The sequence below is a fragment of the Streptomyces longisporus genome, assembly GCF_039532765.1.
Lineage (GTDB): Bacteria > Actinomycetota > Actinomycetes > Streptomycetales > Streptomycetaceae > Streptomyces > Streptomyces longisporus.
The window spans coordinates 76728-101450 of sequence record NZ_BAAASG010000029.1; the positions used below are offsets into that span (position 1 = coordinate 76728).

Consider the following 24723-nt stretch of genomic DNA (forward strand, 5'->3'; position numbering starts at 1 on the left):
GCGGCATTGCTGTGCAGCATCACGAGGTTTCGGGACCACCTGTGGCTCCCAGCTGCGCAGGGTACCCAGGGGCGAAAATCCTGTGGCTCCGTAAGGCGAAGCTGGCAGACTGTCGAAGTGGACGATCAAGAATCTGACCTCGACACCGGAGCTGCTCATGATTCTGTCACCGCCGAGCGATCGATGATGGCTGACACGACGCGCGCAGCTCGCCGGATGTCGTTCAACGCTGATGCGCTGACCTATAAACGAGGCAGACCACCGTACCCGGACGCGGTCTTCGACCTGTTGGCAGAGCGCTGCGGGCTGCGGCCCGGTGCGCGGGTGCTCGAGATCGGTGCCGGTACGGGACTGGCCACCGAACCGCTGCTGGCTGCCGGCGCGCACGTGGTCGCGGTCGAGCCCGGCGAAAGCCTGGCCGCGATCCTCGTCGCCGATCACGCGTGTGACCGGCTGGAGGTCCTCGTCAGTGACTTCGAGGCTGTAGACCTGCCAGGCGGGTTCGACCTCGCGGCAGTGGCGACAGCGCTGCATTGGCTCGACCCGGCCACGTCGACCGCGAAGATCGCGCGGTTGGTGCGTCCGGGCGGCTGGCTGGCGGCGTGGTGGAACGACTTCGGCGACGTCAAGCGGCCGACGCTCTTCCGCGACCGGCTCGACGAGGTCTACCAAGACCTGCTGCCTGCCGAGACCGGTTACCGGGACAGCCGCTCGCACGTCCTCGACACCGACCGGTGGCGCAGCCAGTTGACCACGGGCGGCTACTTCGACAACGTCTCCGTCGAGATCATCGAATGGGAGCAGATCCTGACCGCGCAGACCGCACGGGATCAGTGGTCCACGTTCCCGAACATCGCGGAACTCTCCGCGCCCGACCGCGAAGAGTTCCTCACTCGCCTCGGTTCGCTCGTCGACGAGCTCGGCGGCCAGGTCGCAGACCCGCGCCTAACGGTCACCTACACCGCTCAACGCGTCCAGGGCTCGTCGTGACCCACATCCGCAGCGGTCCCGCAGAACACCATGACGAACGCGAAAACCTGTGGGCCACGGCGACACGAGTTCACAGCGACCATTTCAGCCGTCGCCAGCAGATCAGGGCACAGCCGAGGGTGACGAAGGCATGGTGGATGTCGTCGCGGATCGCCCAGCGGATCCGCAAGCGGCGAAACCAGTGCAGCAGCGCGATCGTGCCCTCCGCGACCCAGCGGTAGACGCCCAGGCCGGAGCCGTGTTCGATGCCGCGCCGGGCGATATGCGGGGTGATCTCAAACCTGCGCACCCGGTCGCGGTAAAGGTCGTGATCGTAGCCGCGGTCGGCATACAGATGCCTGGGTCGGCGTAGCGGTTGGCCGCGCTTGCCGCGGTCCGGCGGCACGGCCTCGATCAGCGGAATCAGTTGAGTCACGTCGTTACGGTTGCCGCCGGTGGTGATCGTGGCCAGCGGGATTCCGTGGGCCCCGACGATGACGTGGTGCTTGCTACCGGTCTTGCCTCGGTCCACCGGGGACGGGCCGGTGGCCGGCCCACCCTTCATCGCCGATATGGCTGCAGTCGACGGCAGCCCTAGAGAGGTCGAGCATGTCGGCCGTCCGCAACTCGGCAAGCAGCAGCTCTATCGGACGTCCGGTCAGAGGCGAACAGAACGGCAAGCTGAAGGACAAGAGCGAGGGGCGCACTGATCCGCGGCCGAAGGCATCGTCTCAGCAGGTTCCGCTGGGCAGCAGCGACCTTTCCGAGGCCACCCAGTTGGCGCGCGCCACGCGGATCGCATTTACGGCACTCACAACAAGGACGGAGAGTTCACGAGTAACAACTACGCGGCCGCGCGGGTGCGTAGTGCGGACGGCAGCGGAGACTTTATTCTCGTGGCCCCCAGCAATGGGTGCGAGCATTCCGAGCGGATGATCGGGACGCCGTTTTTGAGAGGGGGGAACCGGCGCGAATGCGCTATCTCTATACGGAGCGAGAACCCTGTAGCACAGAGGCGAATTGCAGCTCATGGATGGCGGAGGATTCCGGGGAACCGAGGTGAGTCATAGTGTTGAATTCGGGGACAAGGCGTCCAGGGAGCATAGGAATGCCGTCATGGAGAGCTATCTTGACCAGCTGAAACTGAGTAGATAGGATTTCGTGAGTTATCTACTTTCGGTGGGATTAGGGTAAATGAGTAGCAACCTCAGTCGTGACATGCTCGTGGCCGTGTTCGATCCGGACGAGCTGATCAGATCGCCGGAGAGCATTCTCGGGCCCGTGTCGGACACGGATGCCCGAGACGTTCTGGGAACGCTGGGTATTCCGGTCTGGGAGAACCCCTGGTTCGACCTGGATGACGGGATCGGCGAGCGACTGGAGCCGGTCGCGCAGTGGGACGGAGAACTCTCCGACCGTTTCGACCGGATCCCGCCGGGGGCGGACAGTTGGATCGGTCTGGGAATGATCCCCTATGACGATATCGCGTTCGACCCGGATACCGGCAAGGTCTACTGTCTGCCTCAATACAAAGAAATCTATCTGCTGAACAGCGGGCTGCGGTCATTTGTTCATTTCCTGTACCTCCTCAAGGCCGAGAGTCCGAACTATGACTGGGAATCGCATGGAAAGGAAGAGCTTGAGGCTGTGCGCTTGCGCATCCGGGAAACGATGAGTGCCGTGGATCCGGCCGCTCTGGAGAACCCGGATTCCTGTTGGTTCGAGGTCCTCACCTACATTGTGGATCCGGAACATCATTTCGAATGAAAGAGCGCAGAATCGGTGACTGACGACGGACACGTGCGGAACTTCGGGCCGGAGCTTGCCGTACTTTGCATGCCGGTCAGGTCAGGCCACTCCTCGCCCCAAGCGTTCGCAACCGGCCTTCCGGAAGCGCGCGAGGCCCGGCGCGTCATCCTGAGCAGGCCCAGCCGCGGGTCGCCTCGGCGGCCTTCGACAGGCTGGGGAGCAGTTGCGCACCCAGGATCCGCACGCATTCGCCGAGCGGGAGAATTGGTGGCCCCTGGTACTTGAGCCGGACGCCTCGGCGGACGCACTGGCTCAGCGCCTCGAGGGCGAATCGAGAGTAAAGTTTGAGAATGATCCGAAGGGTCGGGAGTTTGACGCTTTAAGTGATACCTATGTGGCGCAGGCGAAGCCCACTAACTTGGTTCTGGGAAAGATCATCGCCAAGCATGCTGATGATCACTACTCCGGTGGGTGGGGATTTCCAGCCCACCCATTCAACTGGACGTCGTACGCTTTTTATGGAGGAGGCATCCAGGAGGGGTAAGTTCCCTGGCTTCGTGTTCAGTTGGCCGAGATGGCTGCTATTCCGCCCGCAGATGAGGAAGACTCCGAGGTGCAGGGGCTCTTCTTGCTCACGTACGAGCCTGAAGGGCTGATTGAGTGGCAGGTCCGCCACGGTGGTATCCATGTGTGTCCCGGCGGCGACCGACATCAGTATCTGGGCCCATGAGGGGGGTCGTCTCATGAATTCGTTGATCGCGTGTTTGCCGAGCGATGTGACCGCCGAAGCGGTTCGAGATCAACTGCTGGCTCGTGGGATCAGTGCAGACCTCCGAGACGGGCGGATCGTTGTGTCGCACGAGGAGTCAATTGCATGGGTCGAACCGGACCTGCAGGGCGAGCTGGCGAGGGAATATGAGCCGGATGAACTCGCTCTAATTGGTGGACTCATCGGGAAATGGAATGGATTTGGCATCGACTATCGCACTATAGAAGCCGCGGACGTTGTTGTGGCCGTGATGTGCGAGAGGTGGCCTTGCGTCGTGGACGATGATGACGAATTCATTGGTTGGGGAGCGAACTATCTGGAACGACGGCGCAGTTTCAAGGGCTGACCAATGAGGTGGATCGGTACTGATGGCGGTTGTCGACAGGGTGGTTGTGTTCACAGCCTCGTCTGTTGCGGTACGCCAACTCGTCACCCGATCAACGGCCACTCTGCGGCTGGCTATGTCTCTTTCTTCGGGGTTCTGGCACAGATCTTGGGGAGCCGTCGCGGAGCGTTACCTCGACGTTCGATTGCGAGGAGACGGGTTCGTGTGAGACGGCGTACGCCTTGTCATCCCCCGGACGGAATTGACGCTCCCTCAGGTGTCTGCTGATCGCTGCTGCGGTCGGTTGCGGACGGTGATGGTGCTGGTCATGCAGACCGATGCACCGTTCTGGGCCTCGCTGGTGTTCGACGGGATCGATGATGTGGATGTCGAGGCGGTTACGGCCGCGTTCGGCACGGTTGAGGTGATGGCGATAGGCCGAGCGGCCGGGGCTGCGTGTCCGGCCTGTGGCCGGTTCTCGGGACGGGTCCACGACCGATACCAGCGCAAGCTGAGGGACCTTCCACTCGCTGAGCAGGGCTTCGTGATCCGGCTGACGGTCCGGCGCTTCATCTGCGGAGCGGCGGACTGCCCGCGCCGGACGTTCGCCGAGCCGTTCTCCCGGCTGGCCGCCCCGCACGCACGGTTCACCACGCGGCTCAACCGTGTCCTGGAACGGGTGGGGCTCGCGCTGGCCGGGCGGGCCGGCGCCCGGCTGGCTGCCCAGCTGGGCTTCGGAGCTGGCCGGATGACCTTGTTGCGCAGGGTCATTGCATTGCCCGATCCCGCGTTCAGCACGCCGCGTGTGCTGGGCGTGGACGACTTTGCGATCCGTCGCGGTCAGACGTACTCCACGGTCTTGACCAGCGTCGAAGACCATCGCGTGGTCGATGTGCTCCCGACGCGTGAAGCCGGACCGCTGGCCGCGTGGCTTGTCCGTCACCCCGGCGTGGAGATCATCTGCCGGGACCGGGCGGGCGCCTATGCCGAGGCTGCCCGCCGCGGTGCCCCTGATGCTCTGCAGGTCGCTGACCGGTTCAATCTATGGCAGGGCCTCGGCCGCGCCGTGGAGACCTGCGTCGCCGCCCATCGCGACTGCCTGAGCAATCCTTCGCCCAGTGGCACTCTGCCGGAGGCCACCCGGCTGGCTTCCGGTCTGCCGCAGGACGAGTCGGGGCCCGTCGGCCGGCGGGCCGAGCGGAAGAAGGCAGCACATGCCCTGGTCCACGAGCTTCTCGCTCAAGGTCACTCACGCCGGGCGATTGCACGGCACCTGGGCTGGGGCCTCAACACCGTACTCCGGTACGCGAACGCGGCACGCTGGCAGGACACCTTCCGCGAAAACCGGCCCCGCCCCAGCAGACTGGACCCCTACAAGTCCTACCTGGAGCGGCGATTCACCGAGGGATGCACCAGCGTCACCCAGCTTCATGGTGAACTCCTCGCCGACAACGCGCCCGTCACCTACCAGATGGTCCGCGCCCACATCGCCACCCTCCGCAGGGCTCCGGCCGACGCGCCGCCGCGGCCGCCGTCGGTGCGTCAGGTGACCGGCTGGCTCACCCGACACCCCACGGCCCTGACCGAAGAAGACCGGGCCGGCCTCAAGGATGTCCTTGCACGCTGTCCCGAACTGGACACGGCCGCCGCACACGTCCCCGACTTCGGCGAGATACTCACCGACCGCCGCGGCGCCACACTCCCCACCTGGATCGATGCAGTCGACGCCAGTCAGCTCCCCGGTCTCACCGGCTTCGCGCTCCACCTTCTGCGGGACCTTGACGCCGTGATAGCTGGGCTCACTCTCGACTGGAGCTCCGGCAGCATCGAGGGCGCCGTCAACCGCATCAAGAAGATCAAGCGCCAGCTCTACGGCCGAGCCGGATTTGAACTCCTCCGCAAAATGATCCTGCTCCAGTAACACTGCGCGAGCAGCCGCCCACCCGTGGCAGGATGGCCTCATGTTGATCCGAAAGGGCGATGCCGCGTAGGCGTCCCAAGGTCGTCCGCGCGGAGCGGTGGCGGCCACGATGGCAGTGTTCGGTCCAGAAGGTCCGCGGTGTCTCTGCGCAGACTCGTGCAGCGATCCGCCGGGTCGAAGACCAGGAGATGTGGCCCAACGCGGTCGCCAATGCGCTCTCGTGTTTCGAGCGAGCTTTTAACCGGCCGGGACGCTACCTGGACGCCTTCGAGTTCGAATCGCCCGGGGTGGGAGATGCCCGTGATGACCTCGAGTGGGCGATGCGGCACCTTCCTCCCGGAGCGCAACGGGACTTGGGCCGACTGATCACACGCATCGATGAGGAATTCGAGCGCCGCACCCTGCCCGACCCCAACAACATTGAGTTGGCGGTGTTCGGCTGGTGGTGGACCAGAATGCGAGAACGTTGACGGGCCCCGGACCCGCGCCCTCAATCGAACGACACCGTCACCCTCCGCGACGGCTCCCCAAGATCTGTGCCAGAACCCCGAAGTCATCGACATAGCCACTGCGGCAGACCGTGGAGGAAGACACACCGAATACAGCGTCCAGTACAGGCTCATGCGCTGCCGTGTCACCGCTGCTGGCGCTCGAGCCCGCCTCCCGCCCCGCCGATGCGGCGGGGCGGGACAAGGCATACCGCGGCGCCGGGGCACGATCCGAACTACGTATTAAGGCAGGTGGGAGACGCTGTCCGCCGGCCAACAAGCGGTCAACCGACCCCACGCAAAGATCCGCGCCCTCGCCCAGCAGGCCGTCGCCACCCTCAAGGCCTGGCGACTGCTGCGCAAGCTCCGCTGGCCTACGACCCGGATCACGGGCCTCATCCAGGCCGTCCTCGCCCTGCACCTGGCAGGCTCAGACTGAGGTGGAAGATTCAATGATCCCGTTCCGACCTCAGCTTGAGCGCCTACCGGTGGCATGGGCAAACGCCTCGCGGATGGAGGTCGGTACGTGGCCGCTTTGACCCCAGTCCAGGGGGTAGCCGTGCTCGGCAGCCCAGGCGCGGATGATGTCGACGTCTGGGTCGGGGCCCAGGCTGAGCGTGCCGCGGATTGTGTAGGCAGGCAATTGCGCACGCATCACACTGTTTTCGGGCAGACACAACCCGAAGTGGTGCTCGAGCACGGCGAGCGTGAGATGTTTGCCGCTCAGGGCTGAGTCCGCCGGCGCAGCTTGGTGACTCGTCCCGTCAGGGGGCAGGACGCCGCCTACAACGAGCGTCGGCAGCAGATGGTCCGGATTCTGACCCCAGCGATGTGCTTCCTCCCCGATTCCGAAGCCGCACACCGTTCGACCATCACACAGGTAGTTGAACTGCGCGAGCGGGTGATCCGTCATAGCCACGTACTGGATGACTTCGACACCATCGCGTGATGCTCTGACGGCCAGGTCGTCTCGCCCGGGGTCGGCCAGATGCAGTACCGCATACGACCAGGCACCGCATGCCCCAACCCGTGCCACGGCGTTGTCGCTGGTCTGCGAGCGATGGAGGACATGGGTGACATCGAGGCCGGTCAGCTCCACGGCGGCACCGGGCGTGCCACCCATCCGCACCGCCAGTTCCTCTGGACTGATGCGCCGGGCGAACACCACGCTGTCCAGCCCTTCGTCCCGGTCGGCCAGCCATCTGATTCCCTCACACACAGGCATCCCTACACGCGCAGCGAAGACCGACGCCAGACAGCGTATCCAGGGCCTCTGACAACCGCGGGCCCTGGTATCACGCCGCCTGGTTACAGAAGATCCGCCTCGGCACTCGTGAAGTCGGAAAACGCTCATTCTCCCAGATCAAGACGATGGGGGCCTTGAGCTGGAGGTGCGCGCGCACGACCAGCTCGCGTTAGTCCCTCCAGGCGAAGGTGTCGCGTCCTTTGCCCCGATGCTTGCGGTGGCGGGCGGCCGGTAGATCAGCCGGGAGGGTGCTCCTGGCCGGTAGCAGCACATCGCCGCGATCGACCAGCGGCGCCAGGAGCGGCCCCGTACCGGCACCACGGGTGTCTGCCCGCGTCGGCCCCAGGTGCGGGCACGCGGCGGGGGCATCGAGAACCCGGCCTCGTCCTCGAACAGGATGTAGGCCCCCAGCGCCGCCACGGTCATTCCGCCTGCGGCCACACATCCTTCTTCCTCTGACCCGTGCCAGGGTCCACCACTGGTCCTCCCAGCCGTGCTCGGTCGGTCCGAGGGCCAACTCCTTTTCCAGTTCGGCGAACTGGCCGTCGGACACCTTGGGAAGTTTCGCCGGCCCCGTCGAGGCGAGGGCCTTCATCCACCCTCCTGCCAGGCATGACGTCAGCGTTCAACCGACCGCTCACTCACCCGCAGATCCTTCGCGATCACCGCGGTCCTCTCACCACGTGCGAACCGCTCACCGGCCTGGTACCGGATCCGTTCACGAAACCACCGCCGCTCGGCGGTCAGCCCGCCACCCTGCGCGTACCGCATGCCACCGGCCTGCCGCAGGGATCAGCATCCGACAACACTCCGAAGAGATCAGTAGGTCCAGGCAAGCGGGCCAACCGCAAACGCCGCGGTGGCATGGGCGGCCAGCCCACCGGCTTCGGCAAAGAGCTCTGACAGCGCGCTCGGCTGCTGTGCCTCACTGCCCAAGCCCTCGACGGCCTCGCAGAGCACGCCGACAACCAGCCGACGCCCAGCACTCCTTGACCCGGCACCCATGTCTGAGGTGTGGCGGATGCACGGGTTTGCGATCGGTGGTGTTCTGCCGCGGGTCATGGGGCTGACGGGACGCTGGTGGCGGACAGGCGTGTCAGCGCGCTGCGGGCGCTGGGGTAGCCGGATTCGGTCGCGCGGCGATACCAGGTGATGGCTTCGTCGAGGTGTCCGGATTCCTCCAGGATTTCGGCGACGAGCAGCTCGGCGCCCAGGTATCCCGCCTGGGCTAGAGGTACGAGCCATGCCACCGCCTCGTCGGCGCGGCCGGTGTGCTGTAGGAGGTCTGCTGCGCGTGCGAGGGCTCCGGGGCGACCGCGTTCGGCGAGGTCGCAAAGCCATTGGGTGAGGGCGCTATCGTGGCCGGTCTGCTGTAGCAAGGTGATCGCCGTGTCGAGGATGTCGAGGTCGGTCTGTTCGGCGAGGCGTTGGCACCATGTGGCGGCTGCTGTGCGATCTCCTCGGTCGTGCATGAGTGTGATGGCACGGTGCACCGAGGGGAGGTGGCCCTGGCCGGCTGCCGCCTGATACTCCTGGAGGGCTTCGTCGAGGCGTCCGAGCTGGTGCAGCAGTGCGGCGGCCTTTCGGCGGGCGGTTACGAAGGCGCCGCCGTCTGCCGCTCGCTGGTACATGGCCAGGGCCTCCACCAGTCGGCCGGAGCGGCTGAGGGTCTCTGCTGCTTGCCATGCCGCCGCGTGATCGCCGTTGGCCGCCGCCTTGACGGCGAACCGTAGATGTTCTTCGGGGCCGCGCTGGCTGGCGGCGGAGCGGGCGAAGGCGAACAGATCCTCCACGTGGGCGTGTTGGAACGCGGCTTCCCACAGTGTGTCCGGAACGGGACGGCTGTAGCGGGTGTTGCGGCCGTGCTCTTCCAGGTAGTCGGCCAAGCGGTAATGAGGGGTGGCGAGGCCTGCCTGGCCGGGGCGCGGCTTGATGCGGGTGAGTGCGCCCCGCGCACCGTGGCAGGGTTTCGCGGTGTAGGCCAGCGCTTCTTCCAGCCAGTCGTCGCTGGTCTGGTCCCACTCCTCATCGGTGAGATAGCCGGGCGCGGCTGCAGCGAGAAGAGGGTGGGGAAGAGCGAGACCGTGGCCGAGACGACGTGCGTCCATGGCCGCTTGCAGAACGGCTCGGGCGACGACGGGGGCATTGCGATAGCGCTCCAGCAGTGAGGGTGCCCCGGCAAGGTACTGCGTGATCTGGCCGCCCCTGGCCCGCTGGACGGCATACAGCAGGCGGGGGTCGCCCAAGCCGTCGCGGAGCAGAGCTCTCAGATCAGTTGAGGAGAAGGCGGAGGGGACCGAGATGTTGGTGCCTGCCAGCAGCTTTCTGGTCTGCTCGTGGACGTCGGGGGCATGCGGAGCAGGCAGAGCCGTCAGCGTGTCCCAGTATTCGGGCCACATGGTGCCCAGCACCAGCACGGGGCGGCGTGCCTGATCCCGCAGCAGCGCGCGTATTCCGGCAGCCACTCGTTCTCCCAGAGAGCTCGTCGAGGGCAGCAGATAGTGCTGTGCCTCGTTGAGCCAGACCACGGTGCGGGGGCCGACGTTCTGAAGATCGGCGAGCGCGGCCTCCGGCCGGGTGGGATCAAAGGGATGCCACAGGCGCCAGCCCTCTCCCAAGGTCTGAACGGCTTCCCAGCAGGCCCGGGTCTTGCCGCAGGATGAGCCGCCCACCAGCATCGCCATCGCGCTGTGGCCGGCCTCGCCCCGGCTCACCAGAGCACTCAGCTCCTCGTCATGGGAGCGCAGAATATAGGGCGTGAGCTCGGGAAGACCGTCGCCTGACGTCCAACCTGTGGAAAGCCATGCGGCGTAGGGGGAGTCGAGGATGGTGTCCACGCTCCAGGCCGACACCTCGACGCCGTGGTGTACCTCCAGATCGAACGGGTTGAGCTGGGAGATGGGCCGTCCCACGAACGCGGCAGCCTGCTGCTCCTGCCGTATGGCTTGTGCCTGGGCCCGCCGCACCCCGACGCGCACGCTCTCGGCCCGCTCCCGGCCCACGGCCGCATGCTGGTCACGCCACCACAGCGGATCGAGCAGACGTGCCTCGGACGGAACCGGTTCGAATCCCTCGGCTGCCGCTGCCGTACGCAGCTGTTCTACCACCGAGACCAGGGCGTCGACCTGTTGGGGAAAGCGGCTGCCGTCCAGCCAGGCACCGATCGTCGTCGCGACGGGGCCGCCCGCGCCGCGTGACAGAGCCCGCAGACTGACCCGTTGCGCCAGATGACGCCCATGGATCTGCCCGAGCCGCCGTAGATCAACGAAGAAGGCGTCCTCGCTTCCGCCCACCGCGGTGTCCCCCCACTATGCCCAGACGACACAGCTGGACACCCGCGAACTCTACGTCCCCTCACCAGTGCTCCCTGCGCGGTCTGCGCAACCGGCCACTGAATGGCTGCTGGACACGGCCTTGGACAGTCAACCTCGTTGCCAGGCCGCCGTCATCGGGGGCCGATCCCACTGACATCGTCATCAAGGAACACGACATGGGCCTGGGGCCTCTTCTGCGCGATAGCACGCACCTTCCGACCAGCCTGGTCCTCCTGGTACTGGCCGCCTTCGCCCTCCTATATGTGGGCGTCGTCCTCCCCACCATCTGGTCACGCCACCCTGAGCGACGCGCCGCAGCGCACCGCACCCTCGGGATACTGCTGCGGGCACTATCCCCGCGTCGCAGCAGGCGATGACACGGCAACAGAGCCGCTACGCGTTGATGCAGCCCATCGTCCGCTGGGCAAGGCAGCGGCCCAGGCTGCTCCGCCGTGCAGGACCGGAGGACCGAAGGGACACGGACGTACTGCGGCTCACCCAGTACTACGCTGACACAGATAGCCGGGCAGGCGGGGGAGTGGTGTCATGGGTCGGACGAGATCAGGTCCCAGGGCTTCAGCCTGAAGGAACTGTTCCGTGACGTGACCTACGAGATCGACTACTACCAGCGCGAGTACACCTGGGGCGAGGACGAAGTCCGCACGCGGCGGGATCTGTGCGGATCGTTCAGGAACCGGTCCACCAACCCGTCCTGCCTGCGCCGGCCACACTCCGCACCACAGTATTTTCTGGGGCCGTTCGTCTATGACGAGCCCTCAAAGAACCGGCGCTACCTCGTCGACGGGCAGCAGCGGTGCGTCAACGCTGCACCTGCTCTTCCTGCAGCTGCGGCTGGCGGCACAGGTGAGCGCAGACACCCGGGCCGTCGTCCGTCTCAATCGGGTGATCACGACGGACGGGGAGCACTTCTCGCTCGGCATCACCGATCACGAACCCGTCCTGCGCGCGGTCGCCGAGGCCCGCACCTACGAAACAGGCGTGGGGGATTCACTCTCCCACCGCCATCTGTGGGCGCGCAGTCGGCAGGTCGAATCCCAGCTCGCGCAAGAACTCGACGCAGAAAACCTGATCGGTTCACCGAGTGGCTGCTGGACCGCGTGGTCCTCGTCGGGATCCGCGCGGCCAGTTCCGACCACGGTTACCGTATGTTCGAGACGATGAACGACCGCGGTGCCCCACTGACCGCCGTGGACCTCTCAAGAGCCACCTGCTCTCTCACGTCGGAGCGAACGAAGACCAGCTCAACACCCAATGGCACGAGATACTGCGGGAACTGGCCACCGACCGGGAAGACCACGCAGCCGCATCCCCCTTCATCAAGGCCTTCCTGCTGGCCCGCTGCGCCCGCGAGGGCCAGGATGAGGACCGCCGGCAGTAGCCCTCCGGCTGCCCGCCGCGGCCTTCCAGCCGGGCCGGCACGGGCAACGTGTCGCGCACGATTGCCCATTCCGCGTCGGTCATGTCCGAGGGGTACCTCGGACGCCTGTGAAGCGGTCCCCGGCGTTCCTGAACCGGTGAGCGAGGCAATCACACGACAGGGGAGCGGAGTTGGACGGCAATGCGCGGGCGCGGAAGACTGCGGTACCAGGGGCCTCTTGTTGCTCGGTTGGATTCGACACCCACTAGCTGTGCGGGAGGCCCCCCTCCCGTGCCCTGCCGACCAGAAGATCACCCAACCGAGTCGGCAAACTGGAACTCACGATCACCAAGATCGATAGAGCAACGGCTAGTGAGGCTTGATCGGTACGGCTTCGGCCGCTGTTCTCCAGGCCCGAACAGGCAGAGGGGGAACGTTCAGTTCCACCACTGCCTCGGCTATGTGCCCCTCGTTGCGGCTGCCTCGGCGACCCTAGTTCCGCGATCGGGCTGACCTCGGGTAGCAGTGGTGACTCCACCTCGGGCGGCGAGACGTTCTTCCAGCCAGTCACAGCGGCGCCGAGCGCGGAGGGGGCCAGCCTCCCGTCCCCCCGGCTCCCGCGTCCAGGCGCTCGTCTCGGCCCCGCCATAGCGGGTCGGACACGCCCCAAACACGCAACCGACACGCTACTGACGCTCCGTCAACTACCTGGGCAGTCAAGGCAGGGCTTGCCATCGTGAGTACTCTGGTCGGGTACTGGTCTTCCTCGATATGGGGGCGCGAGCGTGGCAACCAGGATCTCGGTGTCCGTGAAGGGGCTGTTCGGGCTGGACGAGCCCGAGCGCCTTCTGGACGAGCTCGCTGCCAGAACGCGGCTGTCGTGGCATCAGCAGGAAGTCGACCAGGAAAAGAACCTTGGCGGGATCGTCGAGATCGTCCTCATCGCGGTGGTCACCAAGACCGCCGACATGACGGTGGAGGCTGCCGTCCAGGCCGTGAAGGACGTCATCGGGCGCTGGCGCGAGGAGAGGCTGGACCCTCCCGAGGCGTCGATCCGGACCGACCCCGAACCGCAGAGCGACGACGGGGCGACGGACGCGGAAGGGCTGGACGGCTGACATGGCATCTCGCGCGCTCGTCATCGGAGCGGGGAAGTACGCCGACCAGGAGATCGGCAGCTGGGACGAGATCACCGAGAGTGCCCGGCGGTACCTGGAGGTCCTGAGCAGCGACGCGATGTGGGGACCGGGAGCGTGCCGCATCCTCACCGACGAAGAGCTGCAGACGGCCGACGGTGTCATGACCGCGCTGCAGGACACGGCCGACGCGACGGGCCCCGACGACACCCTCCTCGTGGTCTACGTGGGCCACGGCAAGTACTGGAGTGATCTCCCCGTCAGCGACCAGGTCCACTTCGCCGTGGGCTCCTCTTACAAGGACAGGCCCTGGACCTGGCTGTCCAGCTGGTACGTCTACCGCGTCATGCGCAAGGCCGACGCACGGCTCAAGGTCCTCATCGCCGACTGCTGCTTCTCGGGCCGGCTGCCCCACCTCGGGGGCGAGTCGGTCCTGCCCGGCATCCTGGGCGAGCGCGACCAGGGCACGTGCGTCTTCACCGCTCTCAAAGACGAACGCGAGTCCTACGCACCCGCCGCCGGCTGCACCAAGCTGCCGACGCGATTCGCCGGCTGCACGCCGTTCAGCGGACATCTGCTGAAGGTGCTCGAGCAGGGCACGAGGGACGACACGGACCAGCTCACCATCGGCCACCTGCGGGAGGCCGTCCGGACCGAGATGGAACGGTGCCCGACAGGGCACAAGGCGCCGAGGATGTCCCTCAACAACGCCCGGGAGAGCACCCCGCTGTTCACCAACCGGATGGACGAGGGCGAACGCCGCGCGCGTCCGGCGCCCGTCGAGCCCGCGGAATGGGCCCGGCTCCTGAAGGTGGATCGCCTCTCGCCCCTCGCGGACCTGCTGAAGGACGAACACATGACCGGCGATGTCGTCCGTCACCTGAGCAGCCTCACCGACCCGGAGAGCCAGGACCTCGCTGCCGACATAGACGCCAAGGCCAACGAGTTCTTCGTCGAGCCCGACACCTTCGCCCGCTACTGGAGCCACGTGGAGCCGACCCGGTCACCCCAGGCATGACGGACGGTCAGGGGGCGGCGGAGCCCAAGCACAGCCCCGAGTCATGGATCCAGCGGTACAAGTGGACCTCCACCTGCTCGGTCGAAATCTTCGTGAGCCGCATGCAGTCCTTTCGTGAAGGCCGGGCGACGATGCAGCCACAGCCCGCCAACGCGGTCCGGGCCCTGCACGCCTTCGCCGTCCTGCGCCGCATCGACGAACTCGTCCAGTCGGCAAGGAAGTTCGATCACCCCCAGGACGCCATCAACATGCTGGCCGTGGCGGCACTGTGCCGGGAGCCGTGGGAAGCGGCGGCCCTGGCAGTGGAGCAGTACGACACCGAGCTCCGGGAGGAAGGGGACGTCCGAGCCACTCCGTATACCGACGGCATCATCCACGACGTCGCATGCCAGCGGACCGCCGTGGACGTCGCGACGTTCATCCGAAAGTGCAGCGAATCGGGCAGGCCGCAGCTGGTGGACAAGACGCTGGACGCGTTCATCAGGCCGAGCTCGGGGCGCACGCACCTCGACAAGGCGCTGCTCCACATCGCGCTGCGCGGTGAGGGATGCGACGACGCGGCTGGAGACCTCCTGCACAGGACGCTCCAGGCGATCGACAAGAACGGTGCCACCGGGACCGCGGAAGCCGATCCGGCGGAGTTCCGCGACCTGGTCGGTTCACTGCGCCGGCTCAGCCCCTCGGAGCGGATCCTGGAGAAGTGGGTCGACAAACAGCTGGACGTGCCGGATCACGTGCCGCCCACCAGACGTATCGTCGCGGCTCTGATCGCCGGCGCGCAGGACGGCGAGGACACGCTCGCCGAACACGTCGGCACACGGTTGTCGGAGAATCATGTCGCCGGGATCTGCAGCCACCTGACCAAAGAGGCGCCCGCGAAATGCCGACTGATCCGGGAGCACGTCGCGGCACGCGTGAATCTCGACGACCTGGCCAGGATCATCAAGGAATGGCACCGTCCCGACGGGGTCCTCGCCGGGACGACGAAAGACCTGCTCGCCGACGTCGTGGCTCGGGGCGGGGCCGGGAGGGCCGGACCGCGACCGGTGGCCGACCTCGAGTCCCTGGCCACGGCCCTGGGCAATGTCAACGCGGATCCCGAGTGCAGGCGGCTGCTCTGGAACGCGGCGGCTGCCCACACCGAGGGCCGCTCAGGAGCGGACCTGGCACACCTGCTGTGCAAGGTCGAGCAGTCGTCCGACCGCCGTCGCGCGGAACGCACCATCGCCCGGCGCCTCGCCGTCCACCTCCTCAAGGAGGACGCCGAAGCCGACCTGTTCGTCGACTACGTCGAGACGCTGCGCACATCCGCCGGCGCAGGCGCCGAGACCGCTGTACACCTCGCCCGCAAGGAGCTGGCCGACCCGTCCGCGGCCGACTGGGCCCAGGGATCGGCCAGGATCGTCGGGAAGATCGTCGCCGGGCTCTACGACCGGCGGCTGATGCGCGACGGCGAGGACCTGCTCGAACGCTGTCTGGAGAACGAGCAGCTCATCACCCCGGAGGACGTGTGCGTGATCGTCCGGCAGCTGCGCGACAGTGCGATGCCCGAGGAGGCAAGGTTCCTCGTGCTGCGGGCCACGGTCGGCCGCTGGTCCGACGCACTGCACCGTGACCAGACGGTCGACGAGCTGAAGGACCAGGGATTCCACGCGGAGGCCGCCCAGGTCATTCGCTCGCTGCGCTGACCGGAGTGCGCGACGGCCCGGCCTGCGTGGCCCAGTCCGCCGGTCTGGGAAGCAGCGGGGCCACTTCGCTCATGTAGCGGTTCGACAGCACCACGAGGCCCCAGAACGCCGCGCAGGCCGCGACGACGACCAGACAGCCGCCGGAGATCTTGGCGGTGCGCCCGGTGGAACCCCACACCGTGAACAGCAGCAGAGCCAGCAGGTAACCGATCAGTACCAGGGCGGCCTGGGCGGCCGGACGGGCGCGCCACTCCCGGAACGCCGTCACGTGCTCCTTGGCGTCGTAGAACCGTCCCAGCGCCGGCCGCCGCCGGGACAGCACCGGGAGCCCCAGCAGCAGGACGCATCCCGCCGCCAGCGTCGCCATGGCGCGCAGCACGTTGCCTTCGCCCGCCAGGTACAGAATCAGCCCTATCAGTACGAAGGCCAGCACAGCCAGACCCACCCGAAGCCTGCGCCGCCCGGAGGAACACTCGGGCAGGCGGTCCCCCAGCGCCACCAGCACCACACCCGGCACGGCGTAGACGACCAGGGCCAGTACTCCTATGACGGACGTCAGGGATCCCCAGTCCCCGCGGAACGCCACCAGCATGACCACCCCGACGACGAAGTCCACCAGTAGCACCAGCCAGTACACGTCGTACCGTCCCCGCAGGGACGCGTTACGGCTCGTCTGCAGCCCCCGGTGCGTCAGATGGGCCCGGCTCAGCGCCGCCACCTCACGGGTGAGCGAGTGAGCGAAGACGAGCCCCGCGCCCATCGGCGAGGCCACCGCATCGATCTGGATCACCCACAGCAGCACGTTCATCTGCGCGGCCATCGCGAACTGGCCCCACGGAGTCTGGAGGCTGTTGCCGGTCAGCGGCCCGACGTGGTTGCCGTAGACGAACTGGAGCGCCGTGTACAACGCGGTCGAGCCGACGATCGTGCCAAAGACCGCCCAGCGCAGCCGGGCGGATTCGCCCATGCCTCGGCGCTTGATGTTCCCGGCGAAGTCCAGCGGCCCTTGGAAGCCCACATAGGCGAAGATCACGCCACCGTCGACGACGGCGGCCAGTGCCCCGCTCACGCTCGGTTGCGGATGCCGCGCGCTCACGCCGGTGCCGTCGAGCTGGGATGCGGAGACCAGCAGCAGTACGCAGGTGAGGACGGGGACGGCCACCTTTGCCACCGTCAATGCGGAGTTGAAGGCGAAGAAGATCCGCGGGACCAGTAGGTTCACCGCGCAGATGAGCGCGGTGAAGGCGACCGTGCAGATCCAGTACGGGGTGCGCGCGGGGTCGTGGAGTCCCGGGAACTTCCAGGCGAGTCCATTGGTCATGGCGATCGCTTCGCCGGCCGCGTTGGCGGCGTACAGGATCCACAGGCCCGCCGCGACCACCGTCGCCACCAGCGGGCCGCTGCTCTGCAGGGGAAGGAACACCAGACCACCAGTCTTGGGCGCGGCCGTTCCCAGCTCCACCATGACCCAGGCGATCAGCAGGGTCAGCAGACCGCCGAGGAGCCAGGACAACCAGGCGTACGACCCGGCCCGCTCATACGCCTTGCCCGGGCCGATCAGCCAGCCGGAACCGATCACCCCGCCGGCCGCAAGGCCGACCAGGTGGTAGACCGACAACCGCCGCCGTTCGTCCTCGGGCCTCGCGACAAGTCCCCCGGTGCGCTTCGACCTTTGCAGACTCATCGGCCCCCTCGTGTAACCCCGACGACTCCTTGGCGGATGATTGCGTCAGGTTACATGGGCACCACAGCGAGCAGTGATGCTTTGTCAGGAACCGTTTTCCTCCTGGTGACTCGGCGACCGGAGCGGTTACTTGGCGAGCAGCTTTCCTCCTCCCGCGGGGGTGTACGTCCTGCCGCCCAGATAGCTGTTCTTGGCCAGGCTCTTGTCTTAGTGGACGGTGTGGTCGTTGTTTTGCGGATCCCGCAACCCGGTTGCCGCGACTCCCGGCACCGGGCCCAACAGCCGCTGCCCGCGCTGCCCTTGACCCATCCCTTCACCGGAAAGGAGACCCCTGCGATGGACACGATCCTGGTGACCAGCGGGGCCGGGTTCATCGGCTCCCAGTTCGTACGGCGCCTGCCGGCCGCACCCGACGTGATCAGCCTGCAGCTCGGCGGGGACTCCAACGACTACCGGGACCTGTGGGTGGAACCCGCCGACCCTGGTCACAAGGGTTCCGGGGTGAACAACAAGAAGGACCCGGTGGAGACGAAGCTGCACACCGCGCTCTGCAACGGCCAGATCACCCTCTCCGCCGCGCAGCAGGCGATCGTCACCGACTGGACCACCGCCCTGACCACCTCCACCTCAGCTGAGCCGAGCAGGCGTTGAAGGCCGCCGACCAACGACCAGGGTGTTCTTGACCGGACGGTGCCGGCCGTCGGCACGCGAAAGCCCCGGCTGGACGGGGGAGACCAGCCGGGGCCGTAACGCGGTGACGTGCGGAGGGCGGTCGCCTCTCGGCGGAGGGCTCCATGGGGCTTCAGCCGGACGATCGTCCCCATGGGCTATAGGTGAGGCCCGGGGACACTGTCCCCTCCGCAGCCACGCTTAGGTGAACGGTCAACCGTCTGTGGATGTTCCCGCCCACCTCCCGGTTGCTGGTGTGAGCTGCATCGCGCCACCGGAAGTGAGGTGAGGGGGGATCGGCTCTTTCGCCTGCACCTGGGTGAACTCGCACGCCAGGATGGGCAGATGCCGATCTCTCAAGAGCCCGTCATGGAACTGATCCGCGCCTCGGGGGATCCGGCGCGGCGCGCCGCGCCCCGTCGACTCGCCTGCCGGATGTCGTGTCGGCGGCAGCGCCCGCCGGTGCGGACGAGAACGGTACGGACCGCATCGTCCTGCTCGCCACCGGCACGACGGCGGCCGCGACCGGGCGCGCGCTCGTACTCGCGGAGGAGACCGAGCAGACGGTTGACGAACTCTAATTTGCCGCTGTCGGCCGTCACGCCTTGGCGGCGAGTGATCGCCACGCGTTCCAGGTGTCGAGTCGCTGTTGGTAGGCGGCTTCGACGACGGGATAGGGGTACGTGCCGAGGAAGAGCCGCAGGGGCGGTTCGTCGGTGTCGACCAGTTCGAGGATGACGTCGGCGGTGCCCTGCGGATCCTGGGGTGCGCGGGCGGTGGCGCCGGCCCGGCGTGCCTCGCGGACGGGTTCGTACGCGGCGATGGGTTCGGTGTGCACCGCGGAGGAGCCGGACCAGTCGGTGCCGTAGGGGCCGGGTTCGACGAGCGTGACGTGGATGCCGAGCGGGCCGACCTCCTGGGCGAGGGCTTCGCTCATCCCCTCGAGCGCCCACTTGGAGGCGTTGTACAGCCCGAGGGTGGGAAAGGCGGCGAGCCCGCCGAGGCTGGACACCTGCAGGATGTGCCCGCTGCCACGTGCCCGTAGGAAGGGCAGAGCCGCTTGCGTCACCCACAGGGGGCCGAGCAGGTTGGTGTCGAGCTGGGCACGGGCCTGCTCCTCGGTGGCCTCCTCGACCATGCCGAACAGGCCGTAGCCCGCGTTGTTGACGACCACATCAAGGTGGCCGAAGGCTTCGGCGGCCTGTCGTACGGCGGCGGTGACGGCGGCCCGGTCGGTGACGTCGAGCACGAGCGGGAGCACGCTGTCTCCGTAGGCGTCGGCCAGGGGCCGCAGGGACTCGGGACGGCGTGCCGTGAGTGCGACGCGGTCGCCGCGGGCGAGGGCGGCTTCGGCCCAGATCCGGCCGAAGCCACGGGAGGCGCCGGTGATGAACCAGGTCTTCTTCATGCCCTCGACCCTGCGTCCTGCGCCGGACCGGAGCCAGCACCCCCGTGGGGTTACCCTGCGGCCATGGCCGCAGAAAACGCGCTCGGAGAGTTCCTGAAGGCCCGGCGGGGACGGGTTACGCCCTCGCAGGCGAACCTGCCCGCCCACGGCCGGCGCCGGGTCGCGGGGCTCCGCCGGGACGAGTTGGCCCGGCTGGCCGGGATCAGCGAGCCGTATCTGATCCGGCTGGAACAGGGCGTCGACCGGCATCCGTCACCGCAGGTGCTGCGGGCGCTCGCGCGAGCACTGGAGCTGGACGCCGACACCTCGGCGCACCTGTTCGCGCTGGCCGCTCCAGACCCCGTACGACCTGCCGAGGCCGAAGTCACTGCGGACGTGCATCAGTTGCTCGAGGGGTGGGCGGGCACTCCGGCGTATGTGCGCAACCGGCGGTTCGACGTGCTGGCCGCGAACAAGTGGGCCCGTACGCTCGCCCCGATGTATGAGCCCGGGCACAACTTGGCCCGGGACGTGTTCCTCGACCCCCGTTCCCGTCGGCTGTTCCCGGACTGGACGGAGATCGCCGCGCAGACCGCCGCGGCCCTGCGCGCCGAGGCCGACCCACGCGACCCGAGGACCGCGCGGCTCGTCGCCGAGCTGGAGGCGGACGAGGACTTCCGCAGCCTGTGGGCGCGACACGACGCGCGGCCCGCCCGCGACGAACTCAAACGGTTCGTGCATCCGGTTGTCGGGGAGCTCACGCTGCGGCGCCAGGCACTCACCGTCGGGGGCGCCGAGCAGCAGGTGATCATCGTCTACCAGGCAGTGCCGGGAAGCCCTTCCGCGGCCGCCCTTGCCAGGCTTCTCTGACGTACACACCGGCGAGTGCTGGTGGGCGGCGCTGGGCGCTGGCGTTTTGATGCCAAGCTCACCCCGCCCATAGCGGCCGGCCGCACCGCAATACGCGCCGAGACGCTCGACCAGACGTGCCCGGTTCTGAGGGGCCGGGCCACGACAACGTGACCCGGCCCGACTACCCGACCAGTAGCGGGGCCTCGCCATCCGCTACGAGAAGACCACCGCCGGCGACCCGGCCAGACTCCACATCGCGGTCTTCCTCTGCCCCGCCCACTGATCCAACCGAAACGCCTAGTAGTTGCAGTTCTGAAGGCCACCGTGGTCCGCGGCGTAGTCGCCGTCCACGTAGGCACCGTAGGTCCACGCGTAGACGTGCTCAGTTTGCCCGAGGGTGTTGTAGTACTCGCTGATCGTGTGGTACCAGATCTTTGCGTCACGGCTGCCGGTGCCCAGTAGGTCCGCTCCCAGGACGGTATAGCAGTCGGTCTCGATCCCGTCGTGGTTGGCGTAGATGAGGTCGGCGGCGACCTTGGTGCCGTTGTTGATGTTCGTGTCGGACCCGTACACCCCCACGTTGTGGCCGGTGCTCAGGCGAATTCCCTGGTCGGAGCTGGACGCGAACGCGGTCGACGGGGTGACGGCGACCGCAGTGCCGGCGGTCAGCGCCGCTGCCGCCAGGATCGTCGCGGCGCGCCGGGTGAGCTGCATCTTCATGTGCTACCTCCGAGGATTTCCGTGGGGCCTGGATGGCCTGGTTCTCGTGGTGGGTGCGTGCCCTCCACGACCCTGCGTGCCGCTGGACGTTCCCGCTGTTCGTCCCTGCCGGCGAATCAACGATCGACTGTCAGTACTCCAACGGCTAGGCTTTTGCGTGAGCATGCAAAAGGTCCGCCAGCACATGGTTCGGGGGGAACCACGTTGATACGGATCACTCTGTCGACGGACGACCTGGAGCGGTTGCAGGTGGCCGACACGCCAGACCTTGCGTACGAGCTCGCGCTGGGTGGGGATCAGCTCGCTGGTCGGGCCCCGAGCCGGAGGCTGGCGGCGTGGCGCCTAGATGTAGCCCGTGGCTGGCATTCGGCAACAAACTCTTCGATCTGTACTCGAGCCTCTACATTCCGGCCTTCTTCGACGGGATCGTTCAGGAGACACCTGCAGGGATAGACCCCGCCTCTCCACCGGCTACCGCGCATCTGTGGGACCTGGCTCGGTGCGGCGCCCTGACTCCGTTCACGCGATCCCTTGCCGATGGGCACGTGGGCGCGGTGAGCGCCCTGAACCGCATACTCACCGGCTTCCGTCTCGCGGCCTTGGACCCCTACCGACGACTTATCACCTCCGCTGTCGCCACGGCGGGAGCCACGGCAGGAGTCCGCGCCGCGATCGGTGGCGTCGACGGCCTGCTGAACTCCTTGCATCCGTCGATCCGCTGGAATGGCCGGGAACTACGCCTGAACACGCTCGTCCACGCCGAAGAGTCCCTCGAAGGACGTCCTTTGATCTTCCAGCCCACAGCCTTGGCCAGCCGCATCATGTTCGACCCGCTCGCCGACTCAGTGACCGTCATCTACCCCGCTACCACCAGCACCATCACGCGCGACCCCGAACTCCACGCTCCTGCCCAGGCCCTGGTGTCTCTGCTCGGGGCAACTAGGGCCGCAGCGCTGGTCACCGTTGTCAGGACGCCGGCACTGACCACCGGACGGCTTGCGGCGACCCTGGGCGTGTCCGCAGCGGCCGCCTCGCGACACGCCTCCGTCCTGCGCCAGTCCGGCCTCATCGCCACCGCCCGCAACGGCCAAACGGTCCACCACGCCCCGACCCGACTCGGCACAGACCTCGTGCACGGATCAACCGTCGGCAACCAGCCCGAGCCCGGCGGAGGCGGACCGACAACTCCGAAGCCAGTGCTCACCGGGCGTTGACCTGCGTTCAGCATCCACAGCCCACAACAAGGCACGGACCGGCTCCGTGACCGTGCCCAGGGGCCATGCCGAGGAACTCGAGGACGGACCCGTGAAACTGGGAGTCTGGATCTCCAACACCAAAAAGCCGTCGCGCCAAACTCACGGTCGATCAGTTGGACCGACTCGCCGAGCTGGGGCTCGACTGGCGCTGAGCTCAGTACCTGTTCCAAGCCTCGAAGGGCTGTTGTCCCAGGTCAGGAGTCGAACAGAAGTGACATCCGGCTCCTGCAACCGCTGAGGGAGCCCTCGCGTCCTGTCTGCAGGATCAGCTCCAGGAGTTCGCGGCTTCCACGTCGTCAAAAGGCGCTGGGTAGTCGAGCGAAGTCTGGGTTGGCTTATGTTGCACCGGCGCCTTTCTCGCGATTACGAAACCCTTCCCGCCAGCTCCGAGGCCATGATCCACGTCGCCTCGATCGACAACCTCGCCAAGCGCATAACAGACGAGACGACACCAACCTGGTGAGGGAGCTACTAGGACAGAAAGCGCAATTCGCCTAGATCAAATGCCCTCTGAGGCCCCTCTACGATCGCCCACCGCGGAGCGCTCGAACCCGACCCCCGCAGTCTGCTGGTCGGCGGCCAGGTCGGCCTTGACGACGATCCCGTCGATCCCGCGGCAACTCCGCCCGCAGCCCGGCGATCTCCTGCACCCGCACCAGCACCTGCTCCACGGTCTCGGCGGTGACGCCGGGCATCGCGGTGAAGCGGTGGTGTTGATCCCGTACGCGGCGACCTGTGCCATCAGATCGCTGTGCGCGCTCGCGCTAGGCGCTTCGCCTCGATCGCCAATCGACTCGCGGAAGAATCCCGTCCTCTGAAGAGCAGAAGTTCGCTGGTTTTCACGAAGCCCATATGGAGACGACGTTCGTCAGGATCCACAGCGCGACGAGGGTCAGGGTCGAACGTTTGACCATCCTGGACTGCCGCTGCGCCACGGCGGCAACCTCGTCGGCGCTCCTGCCTTCAGGGCGCGGGTGGTACCGCCATCGGCCTGTCCCTACCCAGACTGCCGCGAGGGCCAAGGCAATGGCGATCCAGACTGTCCAGTGTCCGAACGCAATGCCCATGGAGATGACGCAGTCCGTCAGGATCCACAGCGCGGCGACGGCAAGGATCGAACAGTTGACTATCCAGGACCGTCGCTGTGCCACGGCGGCAACCTCGTCGGCGCTCCTGCCTTCAGGGCGTGGGTGGTACCGCCATCGGCCTGTCCCTACCCAGACTGCCGCGAGGGCCATGGCGATCCACACTGTCCACTGTCCCAACGCAAGACCCAGTTGGTATGGCGCCATCTATGGGCTCCTCTCGTCAGCGCAGTGGGGAGCCTAATGCGGTGACGGAGCAACACATCGTCCAAGGTGACGGCCTCGGCATCCGCCTCCATCCGGGCGGGGGCGAGGGCCAGGTCCTCGTAGGCGGGCGCCGTCCACCACGCCGTGCCGTGCGGGCCGGTGTGTGCGCGCACCCCCCCGTCGAGGATCCGCTTGAACGGCGGGACCGGTGTCGGTTGGGCCTGTTGCCCCTAACAGGGCCGATCCCATCGGCCGGTGTCACGCCTACAGTCACGCGGAAGAGGCCGGAACCGCTGGCATTGGCTCCGGCCCCCTCATCTGTGGGGCGAGGCGGGTGTCAGCCGGTGTTCTCCTGCGGTTCGAGCAGCGCGAAGTACGTCTCGCGCTGCTGCTCGGTCAGCTCGCCGTCGAGGGAGAGCGCCTGCCGCAGCGCGCAGTGTGTCCGTGGTCAGCGTGTTCCACGTCTGTGGGCCTGGCGCTGGATGTCTTCGTCGGCTGCCAGGACCAGACTCGGGGCTGACGAGATCGCGCGCCGGAGACTACCAGGGTCACAAGCCGATGAACCCTCATGAAAGATCAGAACTAGAATGGAGTAAGAGTTCGCTAAACTTATTCAGCCTGAAAGCATGAAGGGCCGCACGCAAGGCTGCCCCGAAGGGAGCGTGGCGGAATTTTGTGCATCTTGTTCCGTATCTGCGGCATTGCGTCCCTTCTCATCGTGAACTAAGCGCGTAGGTTCCATGACCTTCCCGTGGTGATCGCCACATTGTTTCCGGGCCCATGCCGTTTTAAAGTCGCACTCGACCACTTATTTTCGCTTTACAACTGTATACACGGGGGCTGTAGATGCTTTTTCGTCATG

19 protein-coding genes and 9 pseudogenes are annotated in these 24723 nt (G+C 66.9%); 18 read left to right on the forward strand and 10 right to left on the reverse strand.

Features of this window, described 5'->3' with window-relative positions; genetic code table 11:
- The first annotated feature begins 117 nt into the window (after positions 1-117).
- Positions 118-990, forward strand: a complete 873-nt coding sequence (locus tag ABD355_RS43155; RefSeq protein ID WP_344406820.1) for a class I SAM-dependent methyltransferase — start codon at positions 118-120, stop codon at positions 988-990.
- Between the two features lie 70 nt (positions 991-1060).
- Here the strand turns inward: ABD355_RS43155 and ABD355_RS43160 are convergent.
- Positions 1061-1613, reverse strand: a pseudogene (locus ABD355_RS43160) (IS5 family transposase); the annotation flags it as partial.
- A 550-nt stretch (positions 1614-2163) separates the two neighbouring features.
- Between ABD355_RS43160 and ABD355_RS43165 the strand changes: the two are divergent.
- The 6 genes and pseudogenes from ABD355_RS43165 to ABD355_RS43190 form a co-directional block, all read left to right on the forward strand.
- On the forward strand, positions 2164-2736 hold the full coding sequence (locus tag ABD355_RS43165) for an SUKH-4 family immunity protein (protein ID WP_344406821.1): 573 nt from the start codon (positions 2164-2166) through the stop codon (positions 2734-2736).
- A 205-nt stretch (positions 2737-2941) separates the two neighbouring features.
- On the forward strand, positions 2942-3262 hold the full coding sequence (locus ABD355_RS43170; RefSeq protein ID WP_344406822.1) for a restriction endonuclease fold toxin: 321 nt from the start codon (positions 2942-2944) through the stop codon (positions 3260-3262).
- Positions 3263-3461: 199 nt separating this feature from the next.
- On the forward strand, positions 3462-3833 hold the full coding sequence (locus tag ABD355_RS43175) for a hypothetical protein (RefSeq protein WP_344406824.1): 372 nt from the start codon (positions 3462-3464) through the stop codon (positions 3831-3833).
- Between the two features lie 307 nt (positions 3834-4140).
- A complete protein-coding gene (locus tag ABD355_RS43180; protein WP_344406825.1) occupies positions 4141-5733 on the forward strand; it encodes an ISL3 family transposase in 1593 nt (530 codons plus the stop codon).
- A gap of 188 nt (positions 5734-5921) precedes the next feature.
- On the forward strand, positions 5922-6203 hold the full coding sequence (locus tag ABD355_RS43185) for a hypothetical protein (protein ID WP_344406826.1): 282 nt from the start codon (positions 5922-5924) through the stop codon (positions 6201-6203).
- Positions 6204-6421: 218 nt separating this feature from the next.
- Positions 6422-6660: pseudogene (locus tag ABD355_RS43190) on the forward strand (IS5/IS1182 family transposase); the annotation flags it as partial.
- 30 nt (positions 6661-6690) lie between these two features.
- Here the strand turns inward: ABD355_RS43190 and ABD355_RS43195 are convergent.
- The 3 genes and pseudogenes from ABD355_RS43195 to ABD355_RS43200 form a co-directional block, all read right to left on the reverse strand.
- Positions 6691-7389, reverse strand: coding sequence for a DUF6461 domain-containing protein (locus tag ABD355_RS43195; RefSeq protein WP_344406827.1), 699 nt, complete (start codon positions 7387-7389; stop codon positions 6691-6693).
- A gap of 184 nt (positions 7390-7573) precedes the next feature.
- Positions 7574-8238, reverse strand: a pseudogene (locus tag ABD355_RS44855) (helix-turn-helix domain-containing protein); the annotation flags it as partial.
- A 287-nt stretch (positions 8239-8525) separates the two neighbouring features.
- The gene (locus ABD355_RS43200; protein WP_344406829.1) at positions 8526-10760 is read right to left on the reverse strand and encodes a tetratricopeptide repeat protein; all 2235 of its coding nucleotides are present in this window, start codon (positions 10758-10760) and stop codon (positions 8526-8528) included.
- A 623-nt stretch (positions 10761-11383) separates the two neighbouring features.
- On the opposite strand from ABD355_RS43200, the pseudogene ABD355_RS44860 reads away from it, so the two are divergent.
- Positions 11384-11539 (forward strand): annotated as a pseudogene (locus tag ABD355_RS44860) (hypothetical protein); the annotation flags it as partial.
- Between the two features lie 7 nt (positions 11540-11546).
- Complete coding sequence (locus tag ABD355_RS43205; protein WP_344406830.1) at positions 11547-11963, forward strand: hypothetical protein; 417 nt, start codon at positions 11547-11549, stop codon at positions 11961-11963.
- 222 nt (positions 11964-12185) lie between these two features.
- On the opposite strand, the pseudogene ABD355_RS44865 reads toward ABD355_RS43205, so the two are convergent.
- Positions 12186-12263 (reverse strand): annotated as a pseudogene (locus tag ABD355_RS44865) (transposase); the annotation flags it as partial.
- Positions 12264-12635: 372 nt separating this feature from the next.
- Here ABD355_RS44865 and ABD355_RS44895 point away from each other — a divergent pair.
- The 4 genes and pseudogenes from ABD355_RS44895 to ABD355_RS43230 all read left to right on the forward strand — a co-directional run.
- Positions 12636-12899: pseudogene (locus ABD355_RS44895) on the forward strand (hypothetical protein); the annotation flags it as partial.
- A gap of 69 nt (positions 12900-12968) precedes the next feature.
- Positions 12969-13277 carry a hypothetical protein gene (locus ABD355_RS43220; RefSeq protein WP_344406831.1) on the forward strand — a complete coding sequence of 103 codons (309 nt, stop codon included), beginning with the start codon at positions 12969-12971 and terminating at the stop codon, positions 13275-13277.
- 1 nt (position 13278) lies between these two features.
- The gene (locus ABD355_RS43225; protein ID WP_344406832.1) at positions 13279-14313 is read left to right on the forward strand and encodes a hypothetical protein; all 1035 of its coding nucleotides are present in this window, start codon (positions 13279-13281) and stop codon (positions 14311-14313) included.
- A complete protein-coding gene (locus ABD355_RS43230; protein ID WP_344406833.1) occupies positions 14310-16001 on the forward strand; it encodes a hypothetical protein in 1692 nt (563 codons plus the stop codon). The genes ABD355_RS43225 and ABD355_RS43230 overlap by 4 nt, the downstream gene beginning before the upstream one ends.
- On the opposite strand, the gene ABD355_RS43235 is transcribed toward ABD355_RS43230, so the two are convergent.
- Positions 15982-17685: an APC family permease gene (locus ABD355_RS43235; RefSeq protein ID WP_344406834.1), complete on the reverse strand. Its 1704-nt coding sequence runs from the start codon at positions 17683-17685 to the stop codon at positions 15982-15984. The genes ABD355_RS43230 and ABD355_RS43235 overlap by 20 nt on opposite strands.
- A 414-nt stretch (positions 17686-18099) precedes the next feature.
- Between ABD355_RS43235 and ABD355_RS43240 the strand changes: the two are divergent.
- Positions 18100-18336 (forward strand): annotated as a pseudogene (locus ABD355_RS43240) (hypothetical protein); the annotation flags it as partial.
- A 458-nt stretch (positions 18337-18794) separates the two neighbouring features.
- Positions 18795-18935: a hypothetical protein gene (locus ABD355_RS43245; RefSeq protein ID WP_344406835.1), complete on the forward strand. Its 141-nt coding sequence runs from the start codon at positions 18795-18797 to the stop codon at positions 18933-18935.
- 17 nt (positions 18936-18952) lie between these two features.
- Here the strand turns inward: ABD355_RS43245 and ABD355_RS43250 are convergent, their stop codons facing one another.
- Complete coding sequence (locus tag ABD355_RS43250; RefSeq protein WP_344406836.1) at positions 18953-19762, reverse strand: SDR family oxidoreductase; 810 nt, start codon at positions 19760-19762, stop codon at positions 18953-18955.
- Between the two features lie 63 nt (positions 19763-19825).
- Between ABD355_RS43250 and ABD355_RS43255 the strand changes: the two genes are divergently transcribed.
- Entirely contained in the window at positions 19826-20611 is a 786-nt protein-coding gene (locus ABD355_RS43255) for a helix-turn-helix domain-containing protein (protein ID WP_344406837.1), read from the forward strand.
- Positions 20612-20890: 279 nt separating this feature from the next.
- Here ABD355_RS43255 and ABD355_RS43260 read toward each other — a convergent pair whose 3' ends face one another.
- Entirely contained in the window at positions 20891-21313 is a 423-nt protein-coding gene (locus tag ABD355_RS43260) for a hypothetical protein (RefSeq protein WP_344406839.1), read from the reverse strand.
- A gap of 554 nt (positions 21314-21867) precedes the next feature.
- Here ABD355_RS43260 and ABD355_RS43265 point away from each other — a divergent pair.
- Both ABD355_RS43265 and ABD355_RS43275 read left to right on the forward strand, forming a co-directional pair.
- Positions 21868-22527 (forward strand): hypothetical protein, encoded by a 660-nt coding sequence (locus tag ABD355_RS43265; protein WP_344406848.1) that lies wholly within the window; start codon positions 21868-21870, stop codon positions 22525-22527.
- Positions 22528-22840: 313 nt separating this feature from the next.
- A pseudogene (locus ABD355_RS43275) lies at positions 22841-23032 on the forward strand (transposase); the annotation flags it as partial.
- Positions 23033-23094: 62 nt separating this feature from the next.
- Here ABD355_RS43275 and ABD355_RS43280 read toward each other — a convergent pair.
- A pseudogene (locus tag ABD355_RS43280) lies at positions 23095-23326 on the reverse strand (NAD-dependent DNA ligase LigA); the annotation flags it as partial.
- 82 nt (positions 23327-23408) lie between these two features.
- Positions 23409-23720, reverse strand: coding sequence for a hypothetical protein (locus ABD355_RS43285; RefSeq protein ID WP_344406840.1), 312 nt, complete (start codon positions 23718-23720; stop codon positions 23409-23411).
- Positions 23721-24723: the final 1003 nt, after the last annotated feature.

Coding starts and splice junctions, on each gene's coding strand:
- ABD355_RS43260 (WP_344406839.1), bottom strand. CDS start 21,313: ATGAAGATGCAGCTCACCCGGCGCGCCGCGACGATCCTGGCGGCAGCG.
- ABD355_RS43180 (WP_344406825.1), top strand. CDS start 4,141: ATGCAGACCGATGCACCGTTCTGGGCCTCGCTGGTGTTCGACGGGATC.
- ABD355_RS43250 (WP_344406836.1), bottom strand. CDS start 19,762: ATGAAGAAGACCTGGTTCATCACCGGCGCCTCCCGTGGCTTCGGCCGG.
- ABD355_RS43255 (WP_344406837.1), top strand. CDS start 19,826: ATGGCCGCAGAAAACGCGCTCGGAGAGTTCCTGAAGGCCCGGCGGGGA.
- ABD355_RS43235 (WP_344406834.1), bottom strand. CDS start 17,685: ATGAGTCTGCAAAGGTCGAAGCGCACCGGGGGACTTGTCGCGAGGCCC.
- ABD355_RS43165 (WP_344406821.1), top strand. CDS start 2,164: ATGAGTAGCAACCTCAGTCGTGACATGCTCGTGGCCGTGTTCGATCCG.
- ABD355_RS43205 (WP_344406830.1), top strand. CDS start 11,547: ATGACGAGCCCTCAAAGAACCGGCGCTACCTCGTCGACGGGCAGCAGC.
- ABD355_RS43175 (WP_344406824.1), top strand. CDS start 3,462: ATGAATTCGTTGATCGCGTGTTTGCCGAGCGATGTGACCGCCGAAGCG.
- ABD355_RS43230 (WP_344406833.1), top strand. CDS start 14,310: ATGACGGACGGTCAGGGGGCGGCGGAGCCCAAGCACAGCCCCGAGTCA.
- ABD355_RS43225 (WP_344406832.1), top strand. CDS start 13,279: ATGGCATCTCGCGCGCTCGTCATCGGAGCGGGGAAGTACGCCGACCAG.
- ABD355_RS43185 (WP_344406826.1), top strand. CDS start 5,922: ATGTGGCCCAACGCGGTCGCCAATGCGCTCTCGTGTTTCGAGCGAGCT.